Origin of the sequence: Marinobacter metalliresistant (assembly GCF_038098645.1) — a bacterium.
Taxonomy (GTDB): Bacteria; Pseudomonadota; Gammaproteobacteria; order Pseudomonadales; family Oleiphilaceae; genus Marinobacter; species Marinobacter metalliresistant.
On sequence record NZ_CP101118.1, the window covers coordinates 3,962,221 to 3,983,613 of the forward strand.

The 21,393-nt window shown below is 58.5% G+C and carries 18 protein-coding genes; 16 read left to right on the forward strand and 2 right to left on the reverse strand.

Translation table 11 applies throughout. The features are described 5' to 3' along the window. Positions 1-65 precede the first annotated feature (65 nt). From NLK58_RS18520 to pdxJ, 11 genes are all read left to right on the forward strand, one after another. Positions 66-1,037, forward strand: a complete 972-nt coding sequence (locus tag NLK58_RS18520; protein ID WP_162893792.1) for a MucB/RseB C-terminal domain-containing protein — start codon at positions 66-68, stop codon at positions 1,035-1,037. Then, on the forward strand, positions 1,034-1,483 hold the full coding sequence (locus NLK58_RS18525) for a SoxR reducing system RseC family protein (RefSeq protein ID WP_117619799.1): 450 nt from the start codon (positions 1,034-1,036) through the stop codon (positions 1,481-1,483). Before NLK58_RS18520 ends, NLK58_RS18525 begins: the two co-directional genes overlap by 4 nt. A gap of 81 nt (positions 1,484-1,564) precedes the next feature. After that, positions 1,565-3,037 carry a DegQ family serine endoprotease gene (locus NLK58_RS18530; protein ID WP_117619800.1) on the forward strand — a complete coding sequence of 491 codons (1,473 nt, stop codon included), beginning with the start codon at positions 1,565-1,567 and terminating at the stop codon, positions 3,035-3,037. A gap of 128 nt (positions 3,038-3,165) precedes the next feature. Continuing rightward, positions 3,166-5,892: an EAL domain-containing protein gene (locus NLK58_RS18535; RefSeq protein WP_341581428.1), complete on the forward strand. Its 2,727-nt coding sequence runs from the start codon at positions 3,166-3,168 to the stop codon at positions 5,890-5,892. Positions 5,893-5,996: 104 nt separating this feature from the next. Continuing rightward, positions 5,997-7,799: a translation elongation factor 4 gene (gene lepA / locus NLK58_RS18540; protein ID WP_341581429.1), complete on the forward strand. Its 1,803-nt coding sequence runs from the start codon at positions 5,997-5,999 to the stop codon at positions 7,797-7,799. A gap of 11 nt (positions 7,800-7,810) precedes the next feature. Then, the gene (gene lepB, locus NLK58_RS18545) at positions 7,811-8,608 is read left to right on the forward strand and encodes a signal peptidase I (RefSeq protein WP_117619802.1); all 798 of its coding nucleotides are present in this window, start codon (positions 7,811-7,813) and stop codon (positions 8,606-8,608) included. A 26-nt stretch (positions 8,609-8,634) separates the two neighbouring features. Beyond that, positions 8,635-9,024 carry a DUF4845 domain-containing protein gene (locus NLK58_RS18550; RefSeq protein ID WP_117619803.1) on the forward strand — a complete coding sequence of 130 codons (390 nt, stop codon included), beginning with the start codon at positions 8,635-8,637 and terminating at the stop codon, positions 9,022-9,024. Beyond that, positions 9,021-9,710, forward strand: coding sequence for a ribonuclease III (rnc, locus tag NLK58_RS18555; protein WP_117619804.1), 690 nt, complete (start codon positions 9,021-9,023; stop codon positions 9,708-9,710). Before NLK58_RS18550 ends, rnc begins: the two co-directional genes overlap by 4 nt. Beyond that, complete coding sequence (gene era / locus NLK58_RS18560) at positions 9,710-10,627, forward strand: GTPase Era (RefSeq protein WP_117619805.1); 918 nt, start codon at positions 9,710-9,712, stop codon at positions 10,625-10,627. The genes rnc and era overlap by 1 nt, the downstream gene beginning before the upstream one ends. A gap of 7 nt (positions 10,628-10,634) precedes the next feature. Then, positions 10,635-11,363 carry a DNA repair protein RecO gene (gene recO / locus NLK58_RS18565; protein ID WP_117619806.1) on the forward strand — a complete coding sequence of 243 codons (729 nt, stop codon included), beginning with the start codon at positions 10,635-10,637 and terminating at the stop codon, positions 11,361-11,363. Then, positions 11,353-12,093, forward strand: a complete 741-nt coding sequence (gene pdxJ / locus NLK58_RS18570) for a pyridoxine 5'-phosphate synthase (RefSeq protein ID WP_341581430.1) — start codon at positions 11,353-11,355, stop codon at positions 12,091-12,093. Before recO ends, pdxJ begins: the two co-directional genes overlap by 11 nt. On the opposite strand, the gene NLK58_RS18575 is transcribed toward pdxJ, so the two are convergent. Continuing rightward, positions 12,094-14,970 (reverse strand): ATP-binding protein, encoded by a 2,877-nt coding sequence (locus tag NLK58_RS18575; RefSeq protein ID WP_117619808.1) that lies wholly within the window; start codon positions 14,968-14,970, stop codon positions 12,094-12,096. A gap of 226 nt (positions 14,971-15,196) precedes the next feature. On the opposite strand from NLK58_RS18575, the gene cysM reads away from it, so the two are divergent. The 5 genes from cysM (at position 15,197) to NLK58_RS18600 (ending at position 21,096) form a co-directional block, all read left to right on the forward strand. Beyond that, positions 15,197-16,090, forward strand: a complete 894-nt coding sequence (gene cysM, locus NLK58_RS18580) for a cysteine synthase CysM (RefSeq protein ID WP_117619809.1) — start codon at positions 15,197-15,199, stop codon at positions 16,088-16,090. Positions 16,091-16,116: 26 nt separating this feature from the next. After that, positions 16,117-17,466, forward strand: a complete 1,350-nt coding sequence (gene rlmD / locus NLK58_RS18585) for a 23S rRNA (uracil(1939)-C(5))-methyltransferase RlmD (protein ID WP_117619810.1) — start codon at positions 16,117-16,119, stop codon at positions 17,464-17,466. 57 nt (positions 17,467-17,523) lie between these two features. Next, positions 17,524-19,761, forward strand: coding sequence for a GTP diphosphokinase (relA, locus tag NLK58_RS18590; protein ID WP_117619811.1), 2,238 nt, complete (start codon positions 17,524-17,526; stop codon positions 19,759-19,761). After that, on the forward strand, positions 19,758-20,615 hold the full coding sequence (gene mazG, locus NLK58_RS18595; protein WP_341581431.1) for a nucleoside triphosphate pyrophosphohydrolase: 858 nt from the start codon (positions 19,758-19,760) through the stop codon (positions 20,613-20,615). The genes relA and mazG overlap by 4 nt, the downstream gene beginning before the upstream one ends. Before the next feature lie 136 nt (positions 20,616-20,751). Beyond that, on the forward strand, positions 20,752-21,096 hold the full coding sequence (locus NLK58_RS18600; protein ID WP_117619813.1) for a pilin assembly protein: 345 nt from the start codon (positions 20,752-20,754) through the stop codon (positions 21,094-21,096). A gap of 25 nt (positions 21,097-21,121) precedes the next feature. On the opposite strand, the gene NLK58_RS18605 is transcribed toward NLK58_RS18600, so the two are convergent. Then, positions 21,122-21,361 carry a hypothetical protein gene (locus NLK58_RS18605; RefSeq protein ID WP_117619814.1) on the reverse strand — a complete coding sequence of 80 codons (240 nt, stop codon included), beginning with the start codon at positions 21,359-21,361 and terminating at the stop codon, positions 21,122-21,124. Positions 21,362-21,393: the final 32 nt, after the last annotated feature.

The following is a 21,393-nucleotide window of genomic DNA, read 5'->3' on the forward strand; positions in this document are numbered from 1 at the left end:
GAGTGAGTGTGATCATACGCAAAGCCCTGAGTGCTGTTTCCCGGAATCGGTCACTGTCATTGCTGATGGCCCTGGTGGTCTTGCTTACCGGCCCAGTGCCGGCGGCGGCTGCCGATGAAGAGGAAGCAGCGGCCTGGCTCGAACGCCTCGGTCCGGCTCTGAACATGACCTCCTATCGCGGCGTTTTCGTGTACGCCCGGGGTGACCGCGTGCATTCAATGCAGATTGCGCACCGTTACAATGACGGTGTTGTCGAGGAGCGGTTGGTTCTGCAGGACGGCGGCAGCGGCGAAATTGTCCGCAAGGGAATGAACGTGGTCTGCGTGCTTCCCGAAAGGGGCCGCATCAAACTTGATCAGGTTATCCCATCCGGTCCTTTCGCCGAGGCGTTTACCAGCCAGTTGGTGCCAGTGAGCCGCTGGTATCGTGCTGAAATGAAGGGTGAGGATCGGGTCGCGGGTTACGATGTGGTGACGGTGGCCCTTCGTGCGAAAGATCCCTACCGCTACAGTCACCGGTTGTGGCTGGAGAAGTCCACGGGGCTTCTGTTAAAGAGTCATGTGCGCAATGCCGAGGGCGAGGTTCTGGAGCATTTCCAGTTCACCAGTTTGCAGATCGGCGAAAACATCCCCGACAGTGAGTTTGAAATTCGCACCCGTGGCCGTGAAATTTCGAGGACGCTCGAGGGCTCGGCGCCTCAGGCATCGACTGTTCAGCGCATGGATGGCTGGCAGCTTGGCTGGCGACCGGACGGTTTCGTGCCGGCCGCGGCTCCGCGTTCTGGCAAGGGGAAGGCGGTTGCTTTCTCTGACGGCCTGGCGGCGTTTTCGGTCTTTGTTGAGCCCGCTGGCGCGGTAAACATGCCCACCGGCGCCTCCCGGATCGGTGCCACGACAGTCTATATGCGCAAGGTCTGGGATGAGGGCAGAGCATTTCTGGTCACTGTTGTCGGTGAATTGCCGCCACAAACCGCTCGCCAGGTTGCTGAATCCGTCCGGATCGAGAACGCATTGGCACTTGGTGCAGGTGGGTCATGATTACGGAAACGGGGAAAGTTGTTGCGCTCAAGGGCGACCGTGTCTGGGTTCGGACCATCCGCGCCAGTGCGTGTCAGAGCTGTGCTGCCCGTAATGGTTGCGGGCAGAAAGTGCTGGCAGCCGCAACCGGGGGGCGGGCGAATCAGATTCTGGTGACGAACACAATTAACGCCCGGGTCGGGGATGAGGTCACCATCGGAATTGATGAGCGGGCGCTGCTTGGTGCCTCGCTGGTAGTCTATGGGATCCCGCTGATTCTGATGGTGGTGGCGAGTGTTCTTGGCCACCATTTGTCTGGTGGGCAGGACAGTGCCGCCATGCTGGCCGCCGCAGGTGGCCTGGCCCTGGGTTTTGTGGTTGTACGCAAACTGCAGCGTCCCGGCACAACGGACTACGAGCCCCGGTTGGTTCGGGTTAACCGGATTTTCTCCCAAAACTGTCTATAAATCCTACCGTTTTTTAAGTTGAAATTCGGTGTCTTGACCCGAAAACTACTGCAAGGTCTTTGCTACACCAGGGAGTACAACATGTCGAGAACAACAGAAGTTGCCCCGCAGTCCCGGAATTTTCAGTCCGGTGGCGCACTGGCCATTCTGCTATTGGTGCTGTCCGTCATTGTGCTGACGGGTTGGAGTCAGGCAGGGTTGGCTCAGGGTTTGCCCGATTTTACCGAGCTTGTTGAAGATAACGCGGGCGCTGTGGTCAATATAAGCACGACCAGTGCGCCCAAGGCGGGGAACGCGCGGGGTATGCCGTTTGACGAGCGCCAGCTCGAACAGATGCCTGAATTTTTCCAGGACTTTTTCCGCGGCCCCCAGTCTCCCTTTGGTGGTGCTCCGGGGAACTCCCAGCCTCGCCGGTCCATGGGCTCCGGTTTTATTGTGTCTGAGGATGGCTACGTACTCACCAACAACCATGTGGTTGAAGGTGCCGATGAAATCATTGTTCGCCTGAATGACCGGAGGGAGCTGCCGGCAACACTGGTGGGGACAGATCCACGTTCCGACATGGCGGTTCTGAAAATCGAGAATGGTGAAGATTTGCCCGTGGTGAAAATAGGCCGCTCGAGCGAGTTGAAAGTCGGTGAATGGGTGTTTGCAATCGGGTCTCCGTTCGGTTTCGATTATACGGTGACCGCTGGAATCGTCAGCGCCCTGGGTCGTTCACTGCCGTCTGAGAATTATGTTCCCTTCATCCAGACCGACGTTGCCATTAATCCGGGCAATTCCGGTGGCCCTCTGTTCAATCTGGACGGTGAAGTGGTCGGCATCAATTCCCAGATCTACACCCGCTCCGGTGGTTTTATGGGCGTCTCTTTTGCCATCCCCATTGACGATGCCATGAACGTTTTCCGCCAGTTGCGCGACAAGGGCGTCGTTTCCCGCGGCTGGCTGGGTGTATTGATTCAGGAAGTGAATCGTGATCTGGCGGAGTCCTTCGGCCTTGAACGGCCAAGAGGCGCACTGATTGCCGAAGTCATGGCAGACTCTCCGGCGCAACAGGCGGGCCTGCAGGCGGGCGATATCGTGCTTAATTACGACGGTGAACCCGTTGAGCTTTCCTCGGACTTGCCGCCAATGGTGGGTCGCACTCCGGTCGGTGAAACGGCCAATCTCAGGGTGCTCCGTGGTGGCGAAGTCATTGAACTGGGTGTCGAAATCGGCCGGCTGCCCGAGGAAGGAAGCGAGCAGGCGGTAGTTCCTTCGGGTGGCAGTGGCGGCCCATCCTCTGCACCTCTGGGTATGAGGGTGGAGCCTCTGCCGGCGGATCTTGCCGATTCCCTCGGTGTTGATGGTGGGGTGATTGTTGCCGATGTCGCCCGTGGCGCCGCTTATGAAGCCGGCATCCGGCCGAGAGACGTAATCACTGAAATCAACCGCAAGAAGGTTGCCTCCGTTGCAGATTTTCGTGAGGTGGTCCGGGCGTTGCCTGACGACAAGGCAGTGTCGGTGAGAGTGGTGCGGCAGGGTCGCGCGCTGTACCTGGTGATGAAGCCCTGACCCTGAGTCACTGAGCACCAGGCAGTCTCTGAAAGCCCCCGGATGTGTTGAAAACGACACACCCGGGGGCTTTTGTTATACTCGCTGTCATAAATATAAATGAGTGGCCACGGAACGGACCAGAACCCATGATAAACAGACAGGAACTCTCCCTCCGCAAGCTGCTGGAATTTCGTAATGCCTGGGTCGCGTGGCTGATTTTTGCAGTGGCGGTAGCCGTCACTATCCTGCTTTGGCAGGTCTCAATCAGGCTTGTTGAAGACCGCACCGAAGCCAGATTCCGCACCCAGTCACTGCAGTTGAAATCGGCCATCGAAGAGCGCCTCCTGAACTATGAGCAGGTACTGGCCGGAAGCGCCGGGCTTTTCGCCGTGGCCGGCGATGTGTCCCGGGACCAGTGGCGGGAATACGTCGACAAGGTTGATATCAACCGTTATTACCCCGGTATTCAGGGTATTGGCTATGTCCGTCGTATTGGCGTGCGGCAGATGGCCGATCATATTTCATCCGTTCGGGCTGAGGGTGTTCACAACTACCTGGTGAAGCCGCTTGGAAGCGGTCCCTATTACTACCCCATGGTCTATCTGGAACCGGGAACCGAGCGGAATCGCCGCGCCCTGGGCTACGATGCCTTCAGTGATCCGGTCCATCGCCGGGCCATGGAACGGGCCCGTGATGACGCCGTCCCCACCATAACCGCGAAAGTCGTACTGGTTCAGGAGGAGCTCGGGAAGGACCAGGCAAGCTTTCTGATGTATTACCCCGTTTTTCAGGGCGGCGAAGTTCCCGGGATCCGAGCCGAGCGCCGCATGATGCTGGCGGGTTATGTGTTCAGTGCGTTTCGCATGAACAACCTGATTGACGGGATTGTTGGTCTGATATCGCCGTTTCTTGATGTCCGGATCTATGACGCGGGGGTCGCGGAGCGGCAGAATCTGATGTACGGCTCCAACCTGGGTTCGCTTGATAACGAATTCAGTTTCGAGATGAGCCAGACGATCAGCCAAGGGGGGCGTGACTGGTTACTGCAGACCCGGTCCACCCCGGCGTTCGATTTTCTGGCATCGGATCCGCGGCCGCCCATTGTGCTTGGAGCAGGCCTGGTTATCAGCGGACTGTTGTTCCTGTTCGTACTGGCTCTCATCCGCTCACGGCTGATGGCCCAGATCAGTGCCGGACGCTACCGGGCCATTACCGAAGGGGCTGCCAACGTCACGCTGGTAATGGACCGCACTGGGCAGGCTCTTTATGCCAGTCCGTCGAGCCTGGACATTCTTGGTTTTGAGCCGGACCAGGTGCAGGCCCTGAATTTTGAAGAGCTGGTTCATGGGGATGACTGGCCCCAGTTGCAAAAGGGCTTTGACGATTCCGTGAGCGCACCGGGCAAGCAGATGCCGGTTATCCGTATCCGGATTCGCGATGCCGAGGGCCGGTGGCGGGATATGGAAGGCACGTTCACAGCCATGCTGTCTGTGCCCGGTGTTAACGGCGTTGTCCTGAGCCTCCGTGATCTGACGCAGCTGAAGGCTGCCCGGTCCGAGCTGCACCGCCTGGCGTTCTACGACCCGCTGACAGGGCTGGCAAACCGGCAGCTTTTTCGGGATCGTCTCAACCATGTGGTGAGCCGCAGTCGCCGGAGCGGGGAGCCGGCCGCCCTGATGTTCCTGGATCTGGACGGATTCAAACGCATCAACGATACCCTCGGGCATGATTCGGGTGACGAGCTGCTGTGCCAGGTGGCCCAATGGCTGGTGGGTTGCGTTCGCGAAGAGGATTCGGTCGCCCGGCTGGGGGGCGACGAATTTGTTGTCCTGCTGTCCCGGATCAGCGGTCCGGACGCCGCAGGCAAGGTGGCAGAGACCATTTTGCGCAGCCTGTGCCAGCGCATCCGTCTTAACGATCATGAGGTCGGAATCACCGTCAGTATCGGCATTACCATGGTTCCCCACGACAGTGAGGATGCCGGAACCCTGATGAAGTATGCCGACCTGGCCATGTACCGGGCCAAGGAACTGGGTCGGAATACCTTCCAGTTCTTCACGCCCGCGATGAATATCAAGGCTGCCCGGAGGCTGCTCCAGCAGGAGGAGCTGGCAACGGCTCTGGATGGCGAACGCTTCGTGCTGCACTACCAGCCCAAGATTGATCTGGCCAGCGAACGGGTGATCGGGGTGGAGGCATTCCTGCGCTGGCACCATCCGGATAAAGGGCTGGTATCGGCCCAGCAGTTCATCGCGCTGGCGGAGGAAACGGGGCTGATTGTGCGCCTCGGCGAGATGGCACTTCGCCAGGCCTGTATCCAGGTTCAGGCTCTCGAACGGGCCGGATTTGAGTCCCTGAAGATGGCGGTGAATCTGTCGGTGCGCCAGCTGACTGACTCCGGCTTTCTGGATATGATCCGGCAGGTCATTACCGAGACAGGCGTGTCGCCCGAGCGACTGGAGCTGGAAATGCCGGCCGGGCTTCTCAATGAAGACCCGAGAATGCTGCGCGAGCTGCTGGTTTCGCTCCACGATCTGGGCGTGTGCCTGATTCTCGACGATTTCGGCACCGGCTCCTGTTCGCTGGTTGCGTTGCAACAGCTGCCGCTGGATGTGATCAAGATAGACCACCGGTTTATTCGCGATATCCCCTACAACGTAAGCGCCACCGATGTTGCCTCCGCGGTTATTGCCCTGGCCCGCAAACTCCACCTCACGGTGGTGGCCGAAGGAGTGGAAACCCCGCAGCAGCTGAGTTTCCTGAAATCCCACGGCTGCGCCCAGTGTCAGGGTAACCTGTTCAGCTACCCTCTGGACGAGGATGCCCTGATCGGCTTCCTGGTCCGGCAGTATGAAAGGCCGCTGATTTCCTGATCATGGCAATGGCGGCCGGTAACCGGTAAAATCACGCCGTTCCCGGAACCGGGTAGCGGCCTCTCCGGGCTCAATCCTTCGTCTTAACTGAGTATTCATTGTCTGTGACTGAACTGAGCCGAATCCGTAACTTTTCCATTATCGCCCACATCGACCACGGTAAATCCACGCTTGCAGACCGTTTCATCCAGATCTGTGGTGGCCTGACCGACCGTGAAATGGCCGAACAGGTCCTGGACTCCATGGATCTTGAGCGTGAGCGAGGGATTACCATCAAGGCCCAGAGTGTCACGCTCAATTACACAGCCCGGGATGGTCAGGAATACAAGCTGAATTTTATCGACACCCCGGGGCATGTGGATTTCTCCTACGAAGTGTCACGCTCGCTTTACGCCTGCGAAGGGGCGTTGCTGGTGGTGGACGCCGGGCAGGGTGTGGAAGCCCAGTCGGTGGCCAACTGCTATACCGCCATTGAACAGGGACTGGAAGTGGTGCCGGTCCTGAACAAAATGGATCTGCCCCAGGCCGAGCCGGAGCGGGTGGCTGCGGAAATTGAAGACATCATTGGTATCGAGGCGTCTGAGGCAGTGCGTTGCAGCGCCAAAAGCGGCATGGGCGTTGACGATGTGCTGGAAGACCTGATCAAAAAGATTCCGCCCCCCAAAGGCGATCGCAGCGCGCCTCTGCAAGCGCTGATCATTGATTCGTGGTTCGATAATTACCTGGGTGTTGTATCCCTGGTCAGGGTGACTGAAGGAACCCTGAAAAAGGGCGACAGGATCGTCATCAAATCCACCGGCAAAGCCTGGAACGCGGACAAGGTCGGGATATTCAATCCCAAGCCAACCGATACCGACGTGCTGGAAGCCGGCGACGTCGGCTTTGTCGTTGCCGGTATCAAGGATATTCATGGTGCGCCGGTCGGCGATACCATCGTGCACCAGAAGTTCGCTGCTGAAACACCCATGCTGCCCGGTTTCAAGAAGGTCAAGCCGCAGGTATACGCCGGTCTGTTCCCGGTGAGCGCGGACGACTACAACGATTTCCGGGATGCGCTGGAGAAACTGACCCTGAATGACGCCTCCCTGTTCTTCGAGCCAGAGAGCTCAGACGCCCTTGGTTTTGGTTTCCGGTGCGGTTTTCTCGGTATGTTGCACATGGAAATCATCCAGGATCGGCTGGAACGGGAATACGATATCGACCTGATTACCACCGCTCCCACGGTGATCTATGAGGTGGTTACCAAACAGGGTGAGATCTTGTCGGTGGACAATCCCTCAAGCCTTCCGGATATTGGTTCTATTGAAGAAATGCGAGAGCCGATGGTGGAAGCGAACATTCTGGTGCCCCAGGAGCACCTCGGTAACGTGATTGCCCTGTGTGAGGAGAAGCGGGGCGTTCAGAAGAACATGCACTTCATGTCAACCCAGGTTCAGCTGACCTATGAGCTGCCCATGGCGGAAGTGGTGATGGATTTTTTCGACCGGATCAAGTCTGCCAGCCGTGGTTTTGCGTCACTGGATTACCATTTCACCCGTTTCCAGCAAGCCAGTCTGGTGCGGCTGGATGTGCTGATCAACGGTGAGCGCGTGGATGCGCTGGCACTGATTGTTCATAAGGAGCAGGCGCATCGTAAGGGGCGTCAGCTGATCGAGAAAATGAAGGAACTGATTCCTCGGCAGATGTTTGATATTGCCATTCAGGCCGCCATCGGAAACCAGGTAGTATCGCGGGTTACGGTGAAGGCGCTGCGCAAGAATGTAACCGCCAAGTGTTATGGTGGCGACGTCAGCCGGAAGAAGAAACTGCTGCAGAAGCAGAAAGAAGGTAAAAAGCGTATGAAGCAGCTGGGCAATGTCGAGGTGCCTCAGGAAGCGTTTCTTGCCGTACTGAAAGTGGATAACTAAAAGGCCCCTGGATGGATATCGATTTTCCCCTGGTTCTGGTAGTACTGACCTTCGCAACGGGTTTGATCTGGCTGGCGGACAAGCTGTTTCTTCGAGAGCGTCGCCTCGCTGGTTCCCGTGCCAGTGGCAATGCCGCAGGCGGCTCAGCCGTCGAGGAAGAAGAGCCCAAAGAGCCCTACCTGGTTGATCTCAGCCGCTCCTTTTTCCCGGTGCTGGCGATTGTACTGGTCCTTCGGTCCTTTCTGGTGGAACCATTCCAGATTCCGTCCGGCTCCATGCTGCCAACGCTTGAGGTCGGGGATTTTATTCTGGTGAACAAATACGCTTACGGGCTTCGGTTGCCCGTCGCGGGCACCAAAGTCCTTACCGTTGACGATCCTCGGCGGGGCGATGTAATGGTGTTCAAGTACCCGAAAGATGGTGAGACCAACTACATAAAACGGGTCATTGGCGAGCCAGGTGACCGCATTCGTTACAAAGACAAACAGCTGTTTATCAATGGCGAGCCTGTGGAGAGCCGATTTGTTGCAAGACTGCCCCCTGTGGAGTTGCGCCGGGAAGATCTGGGTGAGGTTGAACACGACATCTACCTGACCCTGGGCCGCCCCGGTGGAAGTGGTGAAGGGGAATGGCAGGTGCCCGAGGGCCACTACTTTGTCATGGGCGATAATCGTGACAACAGCAACGACAGCCGCTACTGGGGCATGGTCCCTGATGAGCTGGTAGTCGGCAAGGCCTTTGCAATCTGGATGCACTGGAAATCCCTTACCAGTCTGCCATCCTTTGATCGTGTGGGCGGAATCGAGTAACTCGGACTATCTGGAGTGCAGGCATAATGAAGAAAAACAATCTTTCCGGCATGGGCCGTCAAAGGGGTGCCTCGGCATTGACGATGATGGTCATGGTGCTGTTTTTTGGTGGTTTGCTGACTCTGGTGATCAAGCTCGGTCCCATTTACCTGGACGACATTACCATCCAGGAAGCGCTGGAAAGCCTTGATGGTACCGAGGGCCTGTCGGAGATGGGGGCTGCTCAGGTTCGCACGCTGATTAACAAGCGCCTAAGTGTGAACAATGTCCGGGGCTTTGATGCCAAGAATATCACCGTCGAGAAAAACGGCGAGTTCGTTGTGATCAATGTTGATTACGAAGTGCGCAATAACCTGTTCAGTAACGTGGATACCGTCGTCCACTTCAAGCATGAATATGAGATGAAGGGCAAGTGAGTTCACAACCGGATCTGGATCAGTTGCAGCGCCGCATCGGCTATCAGTTCCAATCGCCTGAGCGGCTTTTGCTGGCGCTTACCCACCGGAGTTACGGGAACCAGAATAACGAGCGCCTTGAGTTCCTCGGTGATTCCATTGTGAACATGGTCATTGCCGAATACCTGTTCCGTCATTTTGAAAAAGCCCGGGAAGGGCAGCTGAGCCGGCTTCGTGCCCGCATGGTCAAAGGCGTCACACTGGCGGAAATCGGCCGGGAGTTCCAGCTCGGTAATTACCTGCGTCTGGGGTCCGGGGAACTGAAAAGCGGGGGGTTCCGGCGGGAATCGATTTTGGCCGATGCGGTGGAGTCCATCATTGGTGCCATCTATCTGGACAGCGATTTCCACACCTGCCGTGAGCAGGTGCTGCGCTGGTTCGAACACCGCCTGGAAAAACTGGATCTTCAGGACACCCAGAAAGACCCGAAAACCCGTCTGCAGGAGTACCTTCAGTCCCGGCAGTTTCCGCTGCCGCTGTATGATGTGATTTCCGTGGACGGCGAAGCCCACAACCAAACCTTTCACGTATCCTGTGCGTTGCCTTCGCTGGACCGAAAAACCACCGGGACCGGCAGCAGCCGCCGCGTGGCGGAGCAGCAGGCGGCCCGTAACGCCCTGAAAGAACTGGGCGTGGAGAACCAGTAATGAACGATATCACCCGTCCTGAGAACCCGGACAGTCGCTGCGGTTTTGTGGCCATCGTCGGTCGTCCGAACGTGGGTAAATCCACGTTGCTGAATCACATTCTCGGGCAGAAACTGAGCATTACCTCCCGCAAGCCCCAGACCACGCGGCATCAGGTGCTTGGCATCAAGACCGTCGGGCCGGTCCAGGCGATTTATGTGGATACGCCGGGCATGCATGAAGATGAGCCCCGGGCCCTGAACCGCTATATGAACAAGGCGGCCACGTCGGCATTGATTGACGTGGATGTGGTGGTGTTCGTGGTGGATCAGCTGGCCTGGACCACCGCCGATGAGCTGGTGCTGGAGAAACTCAGCACGCTGAAATGCCCGGTTATCCTGGCGGTCAACAAGGTCGACAAGATCGGAAAGCGGGAAAGCCTGCTGCCTCACCTGGACATGCTCTCAAAAAAGCGCGAGTTTGCCGAGATCATTCCGCTTTCCGCCCTGAAGGAGACCAATCTGCAGCCTCTGGAAGAGGCCGTCGGGCGTTACCTGCCGGAGAGCATCCATTTCTATCCCGATGACCAGATCACCGATCGCAGCGAGCGCTTTCTTGCTTCGGAAATTGTCCGGGAAAAGATCACCCGCCAACTGGGTGCGGAGCTGCCGTACTCGGTGGCGGTAGAGATTGAGGAGTTCAGGCGCGAGGGCAGGACCCTTCACATCTCTGCGCTCATTCTGGTAGAACGTGAAGGGCAGAAAAAGATCATGATCGGCGACAGGGGCGAGCGGATGCGCCGTATCGGCCAGGAGGCGCGTGCCGATATGGAGCGTATGTTTGACAGCAAAATCATGCTGCGGCTCTGGGTGAAGGTAAAGCGTGGCTGGGCAGACAGCGACCGGGCCCTCAAGAGCCTGGGCATGAACGACCTCTGAGGCGGGTATGACAGGGCCTGAGTTGCAGGAGCCCGCCTATGTCCTTCACCGCCGCCCATGGCGGGAAACCAGCCTTATGGTTGATGTGTTCACCCTGAATCACGGCCGTATGACCGTGATCGCCAGGGGCGCCAACAGCACCAAAAGTCCCCTGAAAGCCCAGCTCCAGCCGTTCCAGCCGTTGGTTATGAACTGGGTCGGTCGGGGCGACCTGAAAACGCTTACCGAGGTTGATGTGCGCAGTGGCCCGGCGTTGAGGCGGACTATTTCCCTGTACAGCGGACTTTACCTGAATGAGCTGCTGCAGCGGGTTCTTCCGGCTGCTGATCCACACCCGACCCTGTTTGCGGCCTATATCGATGCCATCGACCAGCTCTCCGGCACAACCGACGTCGAGCCGGTGCTCCGTCGGTTCGAACTGGCGTTTGCTTCGGCCCTGGGCTACGACTTTGCCTGGGATGTCGCCACTGACACGGGGCAATCCATCGAGGCCGGCCAGCAGTATTGTTATGATCCGGAACAGGGCATTGTGTCCGGGGGCTCGCCCGGAGTACGCCTGCAAAATCTGCCGGGGGACGTGTTATTGGCCCTGGCCCGGGAGGATTTCGAATCCGGCGCCTGCCGCCGGGTGTCCAAGCGGGTTATGCGCGTGCTCACCGACTACCTTCTGCAGGGGCGGCCCCTGAACAGTCGCAGCCTTTTCACTCACCTTCGGGGAGAATCACATGAATCCTAGAGTTTTGCTTGGCGTCAATATTGATCACGTTGCCACCCTCCGGCAGGCGAGGGGGACCCGGTATCCGGACCCGGTACAGGCGGCGCTGATGGCCGAGGAGGCGGGTGCTGATGGCATCACCATCCATCCGAGGGAAGACCGGCGCCATATCCAGGACCGGGACGTGCTGCTCCTGAAAGAAGTACTGCAGACCAGGATGAACCTTGAAATGGCCGTTACCGATGCCATGCTGGCGTTTGCCGAGCAGGTGCGGCCGGAGTGTGTTTGTCTGGTGCCTGAAAAGCGGGAAGAGCTGACCACCGAGGGCGGCCTCGATGTCGATGGCCAGGAAACCAGGGTGGCGAAGGCCTGTGAGCGCCTCGCCCGGATCGGCGCCGAGGTGTCACTTTTTATTGCTCCAGATCCGGTGCAAATTGATGCTGCGGTTCGCTGTGGCGCCCCGGTGGTGGAGCTGCATACGGGCGAATATGCGGAAGCCGGCACTGCCGAGGCCGAGGATGCCACCTTCAGGACTATCGCCGAGGCCGCCGCCTACGCGCGCAAGAAGGGGCTGATTGTGAATGCGGGCCATGGCCTGCACTATCACAACACCGAGCGGGTGGCGGCTATTCAGGGCATCAACGAGCTGAATATTGGCCATGCCATTATCGCCCGGGCCGTCTTTGCCGGCCTGAAAGAGGCTGTCCGCGACATGAAAGCCATTCTTGATCAGGCCCGGAGCCGGGCCTGATCAAGAGGTTTCAGCCGCCTGGTGCCGTTCGCGAAACAGCTGCTGCCAGTCGGTCTGTTCGCTCCAGATCTGCAGGCGCTCCATGGCGGAAAGCAGCTGGTCTTTCCGGTGTTCCAGATCGGGTGCGGAGCACTTGATGGCTGTTTCCAGCCGATTGGCCGCGGCCCGGAGTTCCGGAACACCGCAGTAGCGGGTAGCGCCATGGAGCTTGTGAACACACTCCAGCAGCTCATCCATGCTCTGATTTACCCAGAGTTCTGATACCCGCTCCAGATCTACGTGGACCTGCTCCAGCAGCATACTGAACAGTTCCTCGGCCAGGTCAGCTTTGCCAGCCGCCAACTGAATGCTCTCATCAACACTCACGCAGTCCTGTTGCATCTGGCGCGTTGACGGACGCAGGGCGCGGCGGGTGTCCCGGACTTCCGGTATCCGGGTGCGCCCCGGGCCGGCCATGCCCGGGCAGACATAGCCGGTGTACTCGTGAATAATTTCGGTGAGCTGGCTGCTGCTGATGGGTTTCGGCATATAGCCGTCGAATCCCTGCCTGGTCAGCCTTTGCTGTTCGTCGGCAAGAGCATGCGCTGTGAGCGCAATGATCGGCGTGCGGGGACTCCCGGTATCCATCTCCCGTAATCTGGCTGTCGTCTCCACGCCATCCATTCCAGGCATCTGAAGGTCCATGAATACCAGGTCGAAGGGTTTTTGTCTGGCCTTGCTGAGGGCTTCAAATCCGCTGGAGGCGCCTTCGGCTTCGAGCTGGCAGTCTTCGAGCAGGGTAAGGACCAGTTTCAGGTTGGCGTCGTTGTCATCCACGGCGAGTACCCTGGGTACGTTGCCAGTGGACAGCCGATGGCCGCCAGTTTCATATTCCACAGTGGTGCGTCCCGCCGAGTTGATGCCATGCACCAGAAGCAATAGCTCGTCGTACAGGGCGTCCCGGCACACCGGTTTGGTCAGGTGGCCACTGGCCAGCCCGGAGAGCGGGGTGTCATGGGTTTCGAGCGTTGGTGTCAGCAGCAGGGTCCGGCAATCCCGTTCGATTTCCAGGGTGCGTACAAGCCCGCAGTACTGGCTGGAATTGAGCAGATGGCGGGTAATACCAACGATGGCCGCGGCATAACCGGTCTGGCTTTTCTGGGCTTCCTCAATCTGCTCCTGCAGGGCACCCGGGGATTCCACCCGGTCAACCACCATGCCCCAGTCCCGTAACAGGTGTTCTACCGCCAGGCCCGTGGTCTTCTGTTGTTCAAGGTAGATAACCCGCTCACCTTGCAGCGCATCCCTCGGCGCGATGGCTTCACCACTGGTTGCCAGCTCCGATGTCAGGGTAAACCAGAAGGTTGAGCCCTTGCCCAGTTCGCTCTCAAGGCCGATCCTGCCGCCCATCTCCTCCACCAGCCGTTTGGAGATGGCCAGGCCGAGACCGGTACCGCCATACTGGCGGGCAGTGGACGCGTCTGCCTGGCTGAAGGCATTGAACAGGGACTGCTGCTGGGCCCGGGAAAGGCCCACGCCGGAATCGGAAATGCTCAGGCGGAGGGTGACCCGATTGGTGTCTTTCTCTTCTTCTTCCAGGCTTGCGCGGAGCACCACTTCACCCGTCTGGGTAAACTTGATGGCGTTATTCACCAGGTTGGTGATGACCTGTTTGACTCGCAACGGGTCGCCCATGATGTTGTCCGGCACATCGTTATAGACCAGAGGCACCAGGTCCAGGTTTTTGGCGTGGGCCGCGGGCGCGAGCATGACCATGACCTCTTCGACAATGTCCCTTAACTGGAAGGGTACACGGTCGAGTATCAGTTTGCCGGCCTCGATCTTGGAGAAGTCCAGAATGTCGTTGATGATGGTGAGCAGTATTTCAGAAGACTTGCGGATGGTGCTCAGATGGTCCCTCTGCTGCCTTGGCAGCGGGCTTTTCAGCAACAGTTCGGTGAAGCCGATAATGCCATTGAGGGGGGTGCGGATTTCGTGGGACATATTGGCCAGAAATTCCGACTTGATCCGGCTGGCTTCCAGGGCCTCCTTCCGTGCGAAGTCCAGTTCAATATTCTGGATCTCGATGGTTTCCAGGGTCTCACGCAGGTCCCCGGTAGCCTGGTCGACATTCTGCTGCATCTCGGCCTGGGCTTTGCTCAGCTCTTCAGCCATGGCATTGAGCCCGGATTCGAGCTGCTCGAATTCAGGGCCGGCTCCGGTATGGATACGGGTGTCCAGCCTTCCTTCCTTGAGTTTGGCAACGGCTGCATTCAGTTCAAACACCGGATTGGTGAAGGCCCGGCTGAGCCTCAGGGCAATCGCCATACTGAGGATGACGCCGCCCAGAACCAGCAGCAGGGAGATCAGCAGAGCCTTGTAGGTCTCCTTCTCGGTACGGATGTGGGACATCTCCACGACGACCCAGCCCAGGGGCTCCCGCAGGCCGGACATGGACTGGCGGGCATCCGGGTCCATCATGCTCTCGATCATCAGATCCTGAAGGAAGACGGGGGTAATAAAGCGGGTGCTGTTCTCCCGGGAAATTCGTGTGGCACGTTCGGCGGTCAGCTCTTCGCTGTTCACGGTCTCGGAACTGCCAGGCCCGGTATGCAGCAGTCGTGAGCCGTCACTGCCAAAGAAGGTGATTGAGCGGACATCCTGTTCTTCGAGAAGGGCATTGGAGAGATTGCTGAGCAGGCTCCGGTTAGCGGTGAACAAACCGTACTCCGACCCTGCCGCCAACTGGCGTGACAGAGATTCACCCCGGTCCCTGAGCAGACTCTCAATATCGGTGACCCAGCTGTAGGTGAAAAACAGCCCCAGCATCAAGGTGGTCAGAAGGGTGGGAACCAGGGTTACCACCAAAACTTTCTTGCGAATGCCCCAACGTCGCATACTGTGTTCCTGAATTATTGCTTTGTCCGCACGCAGGTGCGGAAAACTTCCCTGTTAAGAATAGATGATCCGGACGCGGATAACTGTGTTAATTCAGTCCCGGCAGCCCCGGAAAATCTCGTGGCGGATATAGCCACCGGTCATGGATATAGCAAGAAGCTGTATTGGGAGACCGGGGCGATAACGCGTATCATGCGAAGCCAAAAGTGTACCACAGGGTTATCATATGCATTTTCCCACCATTGAAGATTATGTCGGGCACACCCCTCTGGTTCGCCTGCAACGTCTCCCCGGTGAGACCAGCAACATCATTCTGGCCAAGCTGGAGGGTAACAACCCCGCCGGCTCGGTAAAGGATCGCCCGGCCATCAGCATGATCCAGGAGGCGGAGCGCCGCGGTGAAATCAAGCCGGGCGATACTCTGATTGAGGCGACCAGTGGCAATACCGGCATAGCCCTTGCGATGGCGGCAGCGATCAAGGGCTACCGTATGGTGCTGATTATGCCCGCCAACATGAGTGAGGAGCGCCGGGCCTCCATGCGGGCCTATGGCGCAGAGATTGTCACGGTTACCAAAGAAGAGGGCATGGAAGCCGCCCGGGACCTGGCCCTCAGGATGGAAGCCGAGGGCAAGGGTAAGGTGCTGGACCAGTTCAGTAACCAGGATAATCCACTGGCGCATTACCGCACGACCGGACCCGAAATCTGGGAGCAGACCGAAGGGCGTGTCACGCACTTTGTCAGCTCGATGGGCACCACTGGCACCATCATGGGCGTTTCCCGGTATCTCAAGGAGCGCAACCCTGATATCCGCATTATCGGTCTGCAGCCGAAAGAGGGCGCCTCGATCCCCGGAATCCGGCGCTGGCCCGAGGCCTACCTGCCGAAAATCTACGATGCCACTCGGGTGGACCAGGTGCTGGACATCGGGCAGGAAGAAGCCGAGACCACCATGCGGGCCCTGGCCTCCGAAGAGGGTATCTTTTGCGGGGTATCCTCGGGCGGGTCCATTGCCGCCGCCCTGAAACTGTCACAACAGGTTGAAAATGCCATCATCGTAGCCATTATCTGTGATCGCGGTGATCGCTACCTGTCGACTGGCGTGTTTCCCGGCGCCTGAATCCGTTTTTACCAAGAGACCCGAATATGAGCAGACGACGCAGGAAGGCTCTTCCCAAAGAGCCTGTGCGCTGTGACATTGAATCCCTGAGCCACGACGGCCGGGGGATCGCCCGTCAGGACGGCAAAATCCAGTTTGTGGATGGCGCCCTGCCCGGGGAGACGGTGATCGCCAAAGTGGTGTCCAGCCGCAGCAAATTTGATGAACTGCGCGCCGAACAGGTGTTGGAAGCCGCGCCGGAGCGCCAGGCACCGCCCTGCGAGTTCGCCGACCTGTGCGGGGGCTGCAGCCTTCAGCACATGAGTGGCGATGCCCAGATCCGGTTCAAGGAAACTACCCTGCGTGAACATTTTGCCCACTTCGGGGGCATTGAACCCGAAGAGTGGATCGAACCCCTGCGCTCGGAAAGCAGCCTGGGTTATCGCCGTAAGGCGCGCCTGGGGGTCCGTTACGTGAAGGCCCGGGAATCCGTTCTGGTGGGTTTCCGGGAGAAGCGCAACAGCTTCCTGACCGACATTGATCGCTGCGCAGTGCTGGATCCGCGCATTGGAGAGCGGGTGCTGCCACTGCGCGACATGCTCCACGACCTGGACGCCTACAACCGGATTGCCCAGGTGGAAGTGGCCTGTGGTGATGATGTGGCTGTGATGGTTTTCCGAAACATGGATGAGCTCTCGGCGGGTGACCGGGAAAAACTCATTGCCTTTGGTCAGGCCCACGATTTGCATATTTACCTGCAACCCAAGGGGCCGGATACCGTGCACCGGATCTGGCCTGAATCTGCTGGCCGGGATGACGAACGTCTGAGCTACCGGCTGGAAGAATTCAAACTGACCATGAAATTTCATCCCATGGACTTTACCCAGGTCAATGCAGGCATCAACCGGGCGATGGTACACAGGGCTGTCGAGTGGCTGGATGTGCAGCCAGAGGAGCGGGTGCTGGATCTGTTTTGCGGCCTTGGCAACTTCACCCTGCCGCTGGCCAGGAAGGGTGGCCAGGTTGTTGGCGTGGAAGGCGATGAGACCATGGTCGTCCGTGGTCGGGAAAACGCGGAACTAAACGGTCTGGATAATGTCGCTTTTCACGGCGCCGATCTGCATGGGGATTTCACGGGACAAAGTTGGGCAAAGGAAGGGTTCGACAAGATCCTGATTGATCCGCCCCGTTCCGGTGCCGAAGAAATCTGCACGTACCTGACGGCATTCGGGGCCCGGAGGATTGTCTATGTGTCCTGCAATCCGGCCACCCTGGCGCGGGATGCGGGGGTGATGGTGCGCAACGGCTATCGTCTGGTGCGCGCGGGTGTGATGGACATGTTTCCCCACACCACCCATGTGGAATCCATCGCGCTGTTCGAGCGGGATTCCGGCTGAAGATGTCGTGGGCCGTCAGGGATGGCTGCGGGAACCATCAGGAACAACAAGACTGATATGGTAAAAGTTCGCGAAGACTACGCAATGACCGGCGACGGCCAGGTGGATATTGAGGGCTGGGTACACCAGATTGCCTCGCAAACACATCTGGACGACGTTAACCAGTTCCGGCGAGCCTGCGAAAAGGCGGCTGAGATTGATCTGCAGGCGTTCCGGGAAGATCGCCTGTGGGCGCCCGGTTCCAGCAGTTTCCGTATCGGTATTGAAATGGCCCAGGTGCTGGCGGAACTGCATCTGGACCAGGCCAGTCTGGTGGCCGCGATTCTGTATCGGTCCGTTCGTGAGGAACGGGTTCCGCTTGAAGACATCCGCAAGGAATTTGGCGATGAGGTCGCAGGCCTGATCAATGGCGTTCAGCAAATGGCGGCGATTTCCTCCATTCATCACCCGCTCAAGGGCAATGTGCTGGGGCAGAGTGAAGGCCAGCTGGACAACGTTCGCAAGATGCTCGTTACCATGATCGATGACGTGCGCGTTGCCCTGATCAAGCTCGCGGAGCGGACCTGCGCCATCCGGGCCGTCAAGAATGGCACCGAAGAGAAGCGCATGCGCGTTGCCCGGGAAGTGTTCGACATCTATTCGCCGCTTGCCCATCGTCTTGGCATAGGCCACATCAAATGGGAGCTGGAGGACCTGTCCTTCCGCTACCTGCACGGGTCCGCCTACAAAAAGATTGCCAGGCTGCTTGATGAAAAGCGCCTTGACCGGGACGGCTACATAAGGCAGGTAATTAAGACCCTCCAGACGGAACTGAAAGCCTTCGGAATTGAGGGCGAACTTTCGGGCCGGGCCAAGCACATCTACAGCATCTGGCGGAAAATGCGGCGCAAGGGTATCGACTTTTCCCAGGTGTACGATGTCCGTGCTGTGCGAATCCTGGTGCCGGAAGTACGGGACTGCTATGCCGCGCTCGGGATCGTTCATACCCTGTGGCGCCATATCCCCAACGAGTTCGATGACTATATTGCCAATCCCAAGGAAAACGGTTACCAGTCGCTGCACACGGCGGTGATCGGGCCGGAAGGCAAGGTCATGGAGGTCCAGATCCGTACCCACAAGATGCACGAGGAAGCGGAGCTGGGTGTGTGCGCCCATTGGTTGTACAAGGGCACGGACAAAAGCAACAAGTCCACCGGTTACGATGCCAAGATCAACTGGCTGCGCCAGGTTCTTGAATGGCAGGAAGAGCTTGGCGACCTGTCCGGGCTGGCGGACCATCTGAAGTCCGATGTGACATCGGACCGGGTGTATGTATTCACCCCCGAGGGCCATGTGGTGGATCTGCCCCAGGGTGCGACCCCGGTGGATTTCGCCTATCGGGTCCATACTGAAATCGGCCACGCCTGTCGGGGAGCGCGGGTGAACAGTCGTATCGTGCCGCTGACCTATCCGCTGAAAACCGGGGATCAGGTGTTTGTCCTGACCTCCAATAACCCGGCCCCCAGTCGTGACTGGCTGAACCCGAGCCTCGGCTATATCCAGACGTCCCGGGCCCGGGCCAAGGTAACGCACTGGTTCAAGCAACAGGATCGCGGCCGCAATATCATTGATGGCCGGGCCATCCTTGAGGACGAATTCGGGCGCCTGTCGCTTTACGATGTGGATCTCGGCGAGCTGGCAGAGAAAGTGAACTACCACAGCGCCGAGGACATGTTTGCCGCGGTTGGTGCCGGCGACCTGCGCCCGACTCATGTGGCCAACGTGGCCCAGCAGATGCTGGAGCCGAAATCCGGGCAACTGGACCTCAAGCTCAGCACCCAGCGGCGCAGGCCTTACGACACTGAATCCGATATCCAGATTGTCGGCGTAGGCAAGCTGAAGACCCAGGTGGCAAAATGCTGCAAACCCTTGCCCGGGGATGCCATTGGCGGCTACATCACCGTGGGTCGGGGGGTAACCGTGCACCGTCAGGATTGCCTGACATTCCTGAATCTGCAGGAGTTTGAACCGAACCGGATAATCGAGGTGAGCTGGGGCGGCCGACCGGCGGCTGTCTATCCGGTGGACATCGAGATTGAAGCCTACGACCGGTCCGGATTGCTGCGGGACATCACCCAGGTGCTGTCCTCGTCCAGGAGTGATGTGCTGGCGCTGAATACCCTGAGTAACAAGGATGAAAATACGGCCACCATGTTGTTGACGGTAGAGATTTCCAGTCTGGAGCAGTTGGCTCGACTGCTGGCGAAGATCCGTAACCTGCCCAATGTCATTGATGTAAGGCGTAAGCGCGGATGAGCTACACTATTGATGACCTGAAAACCCTCATGGCCCGGCTCCGGGACCCGGAGACCGGCTGCCCATGGGACACCTGGCAAACCTACAAGACCATTGTGCCTCATACCCTTGAGGAGGCCTACGAAGTCGCCGATGCCATTGAGCGCGAGAATTACCCGCATCTGAAGGATGAATTGGGTGACCTGCTGTTCCAGGTGATCTTCTACGCCCAGATTGGTCGGGAAGACGGGCATTTCGACTTTGATGGTGTGGTTGATCACCTGGTTCGGAAACTGGTGCGTCGGCACCCCCACGTCTTTCCCGAGGGCACCCTGGAAAGCCGTATCGACCCGGATCACCGGCCGGATGAAGCCTGGATCAGGGAAAGCTGGGAGCGCATCAAAGCGGAAGAGCGGGCACTGGCCTCCACCCCGGAGACTAACGAGCAATCCAGCCGGCTTGACGGCATTGCCCGAACCCTGCCGGCCATGGCCCGGGCTGAAAAGCTCCAGAAGCGGGCGGCCCGGCACGGTTTTGACTGGCCGGATACCGGACCGGTCTTCGACAAGCTCCACGAGGAAATCGACGAGCTCAAGGAAGCATGGGAGGCGGCGCAAACTGGCGCTGGCGATCCAGACGCCGTTGAAGATGAACTGGGTGATCTTCTTTTCGTCTGCGTGAACCTGGCACGGTTCATGAGGGTCAATCCTGAGCAGGCCCTCAATCGAACCAACCACAAGTTCGATGCCCGCTTCCGGGCGATTGAACGTGTGCTTGAACGAGAGGGCCGCGACATGGGCGAAGAATCACTGGAGGCGCTGGATGCCGTCTGGCAGGCGGTTAAAGGCGTGGAGCGGGGAGGGAACGGATGCTGAATCCGGCCGATCGGTAAGTACAATCCGTTACCAATTTTCCCGCCCCCGGACCGACGGCTTCGTCTACACTTCCGGAAACGGATGCACGGTTTTCGTGCGCCGTGCGCCATCAATAAGATGCAGGAGTGAAGGCACCATGAAAATCAAAGATCTGGTCAATTACTGGGACAAGCATGCTCGTGGTCGGCTTACCCGGGACGCCTATTTCATGGCGTTATCTGACCAGCATCACAAGCGCCTCGAAAAGCTCGCAGCGCTTTATCCAATGAAGTCGCCCCAGGACCTGATGCGGGATCTGATTTCCGCAGCACTGGACGAGATGGAAACCAGTTTTCCCTATGTTCAGGGAACCCGGGTGGTGGCTTATGACGAGGACGGTTTTGAGATCTACGAAGATCAGGGCCTGACTCCGAAGTTTGTCAGCCTGAGCCAGAAGCACATTCAGCGCCTCAAGGCCCGTCAGCTGGAATCAGTAGCCTGACGGGCAGCCCGCTGCCCGTCGATACTTACTTTTCCTTTTCCTTTCCCTCCAGCCTGTCCTTCAGCGGGCTCTGGCGAACCAGATCGTCCAGGGCCGCACCAATCATATCGTTCAGGATATCGCTCTCACTGCGGTCCGGGTATAGCTCGGCCAGTGTAGCCACCCGTGCCGCATCCTCCAGTGGAAGGCGCAAATTGTAATCGTGAGTGCGCTCCACGGGCTCTTTTTGCTTTTCCCAGTGTTTGGGCAGATCAGTAACCTTCATGATGACTCCTTGCAGCTACAGGCTTGAATCGC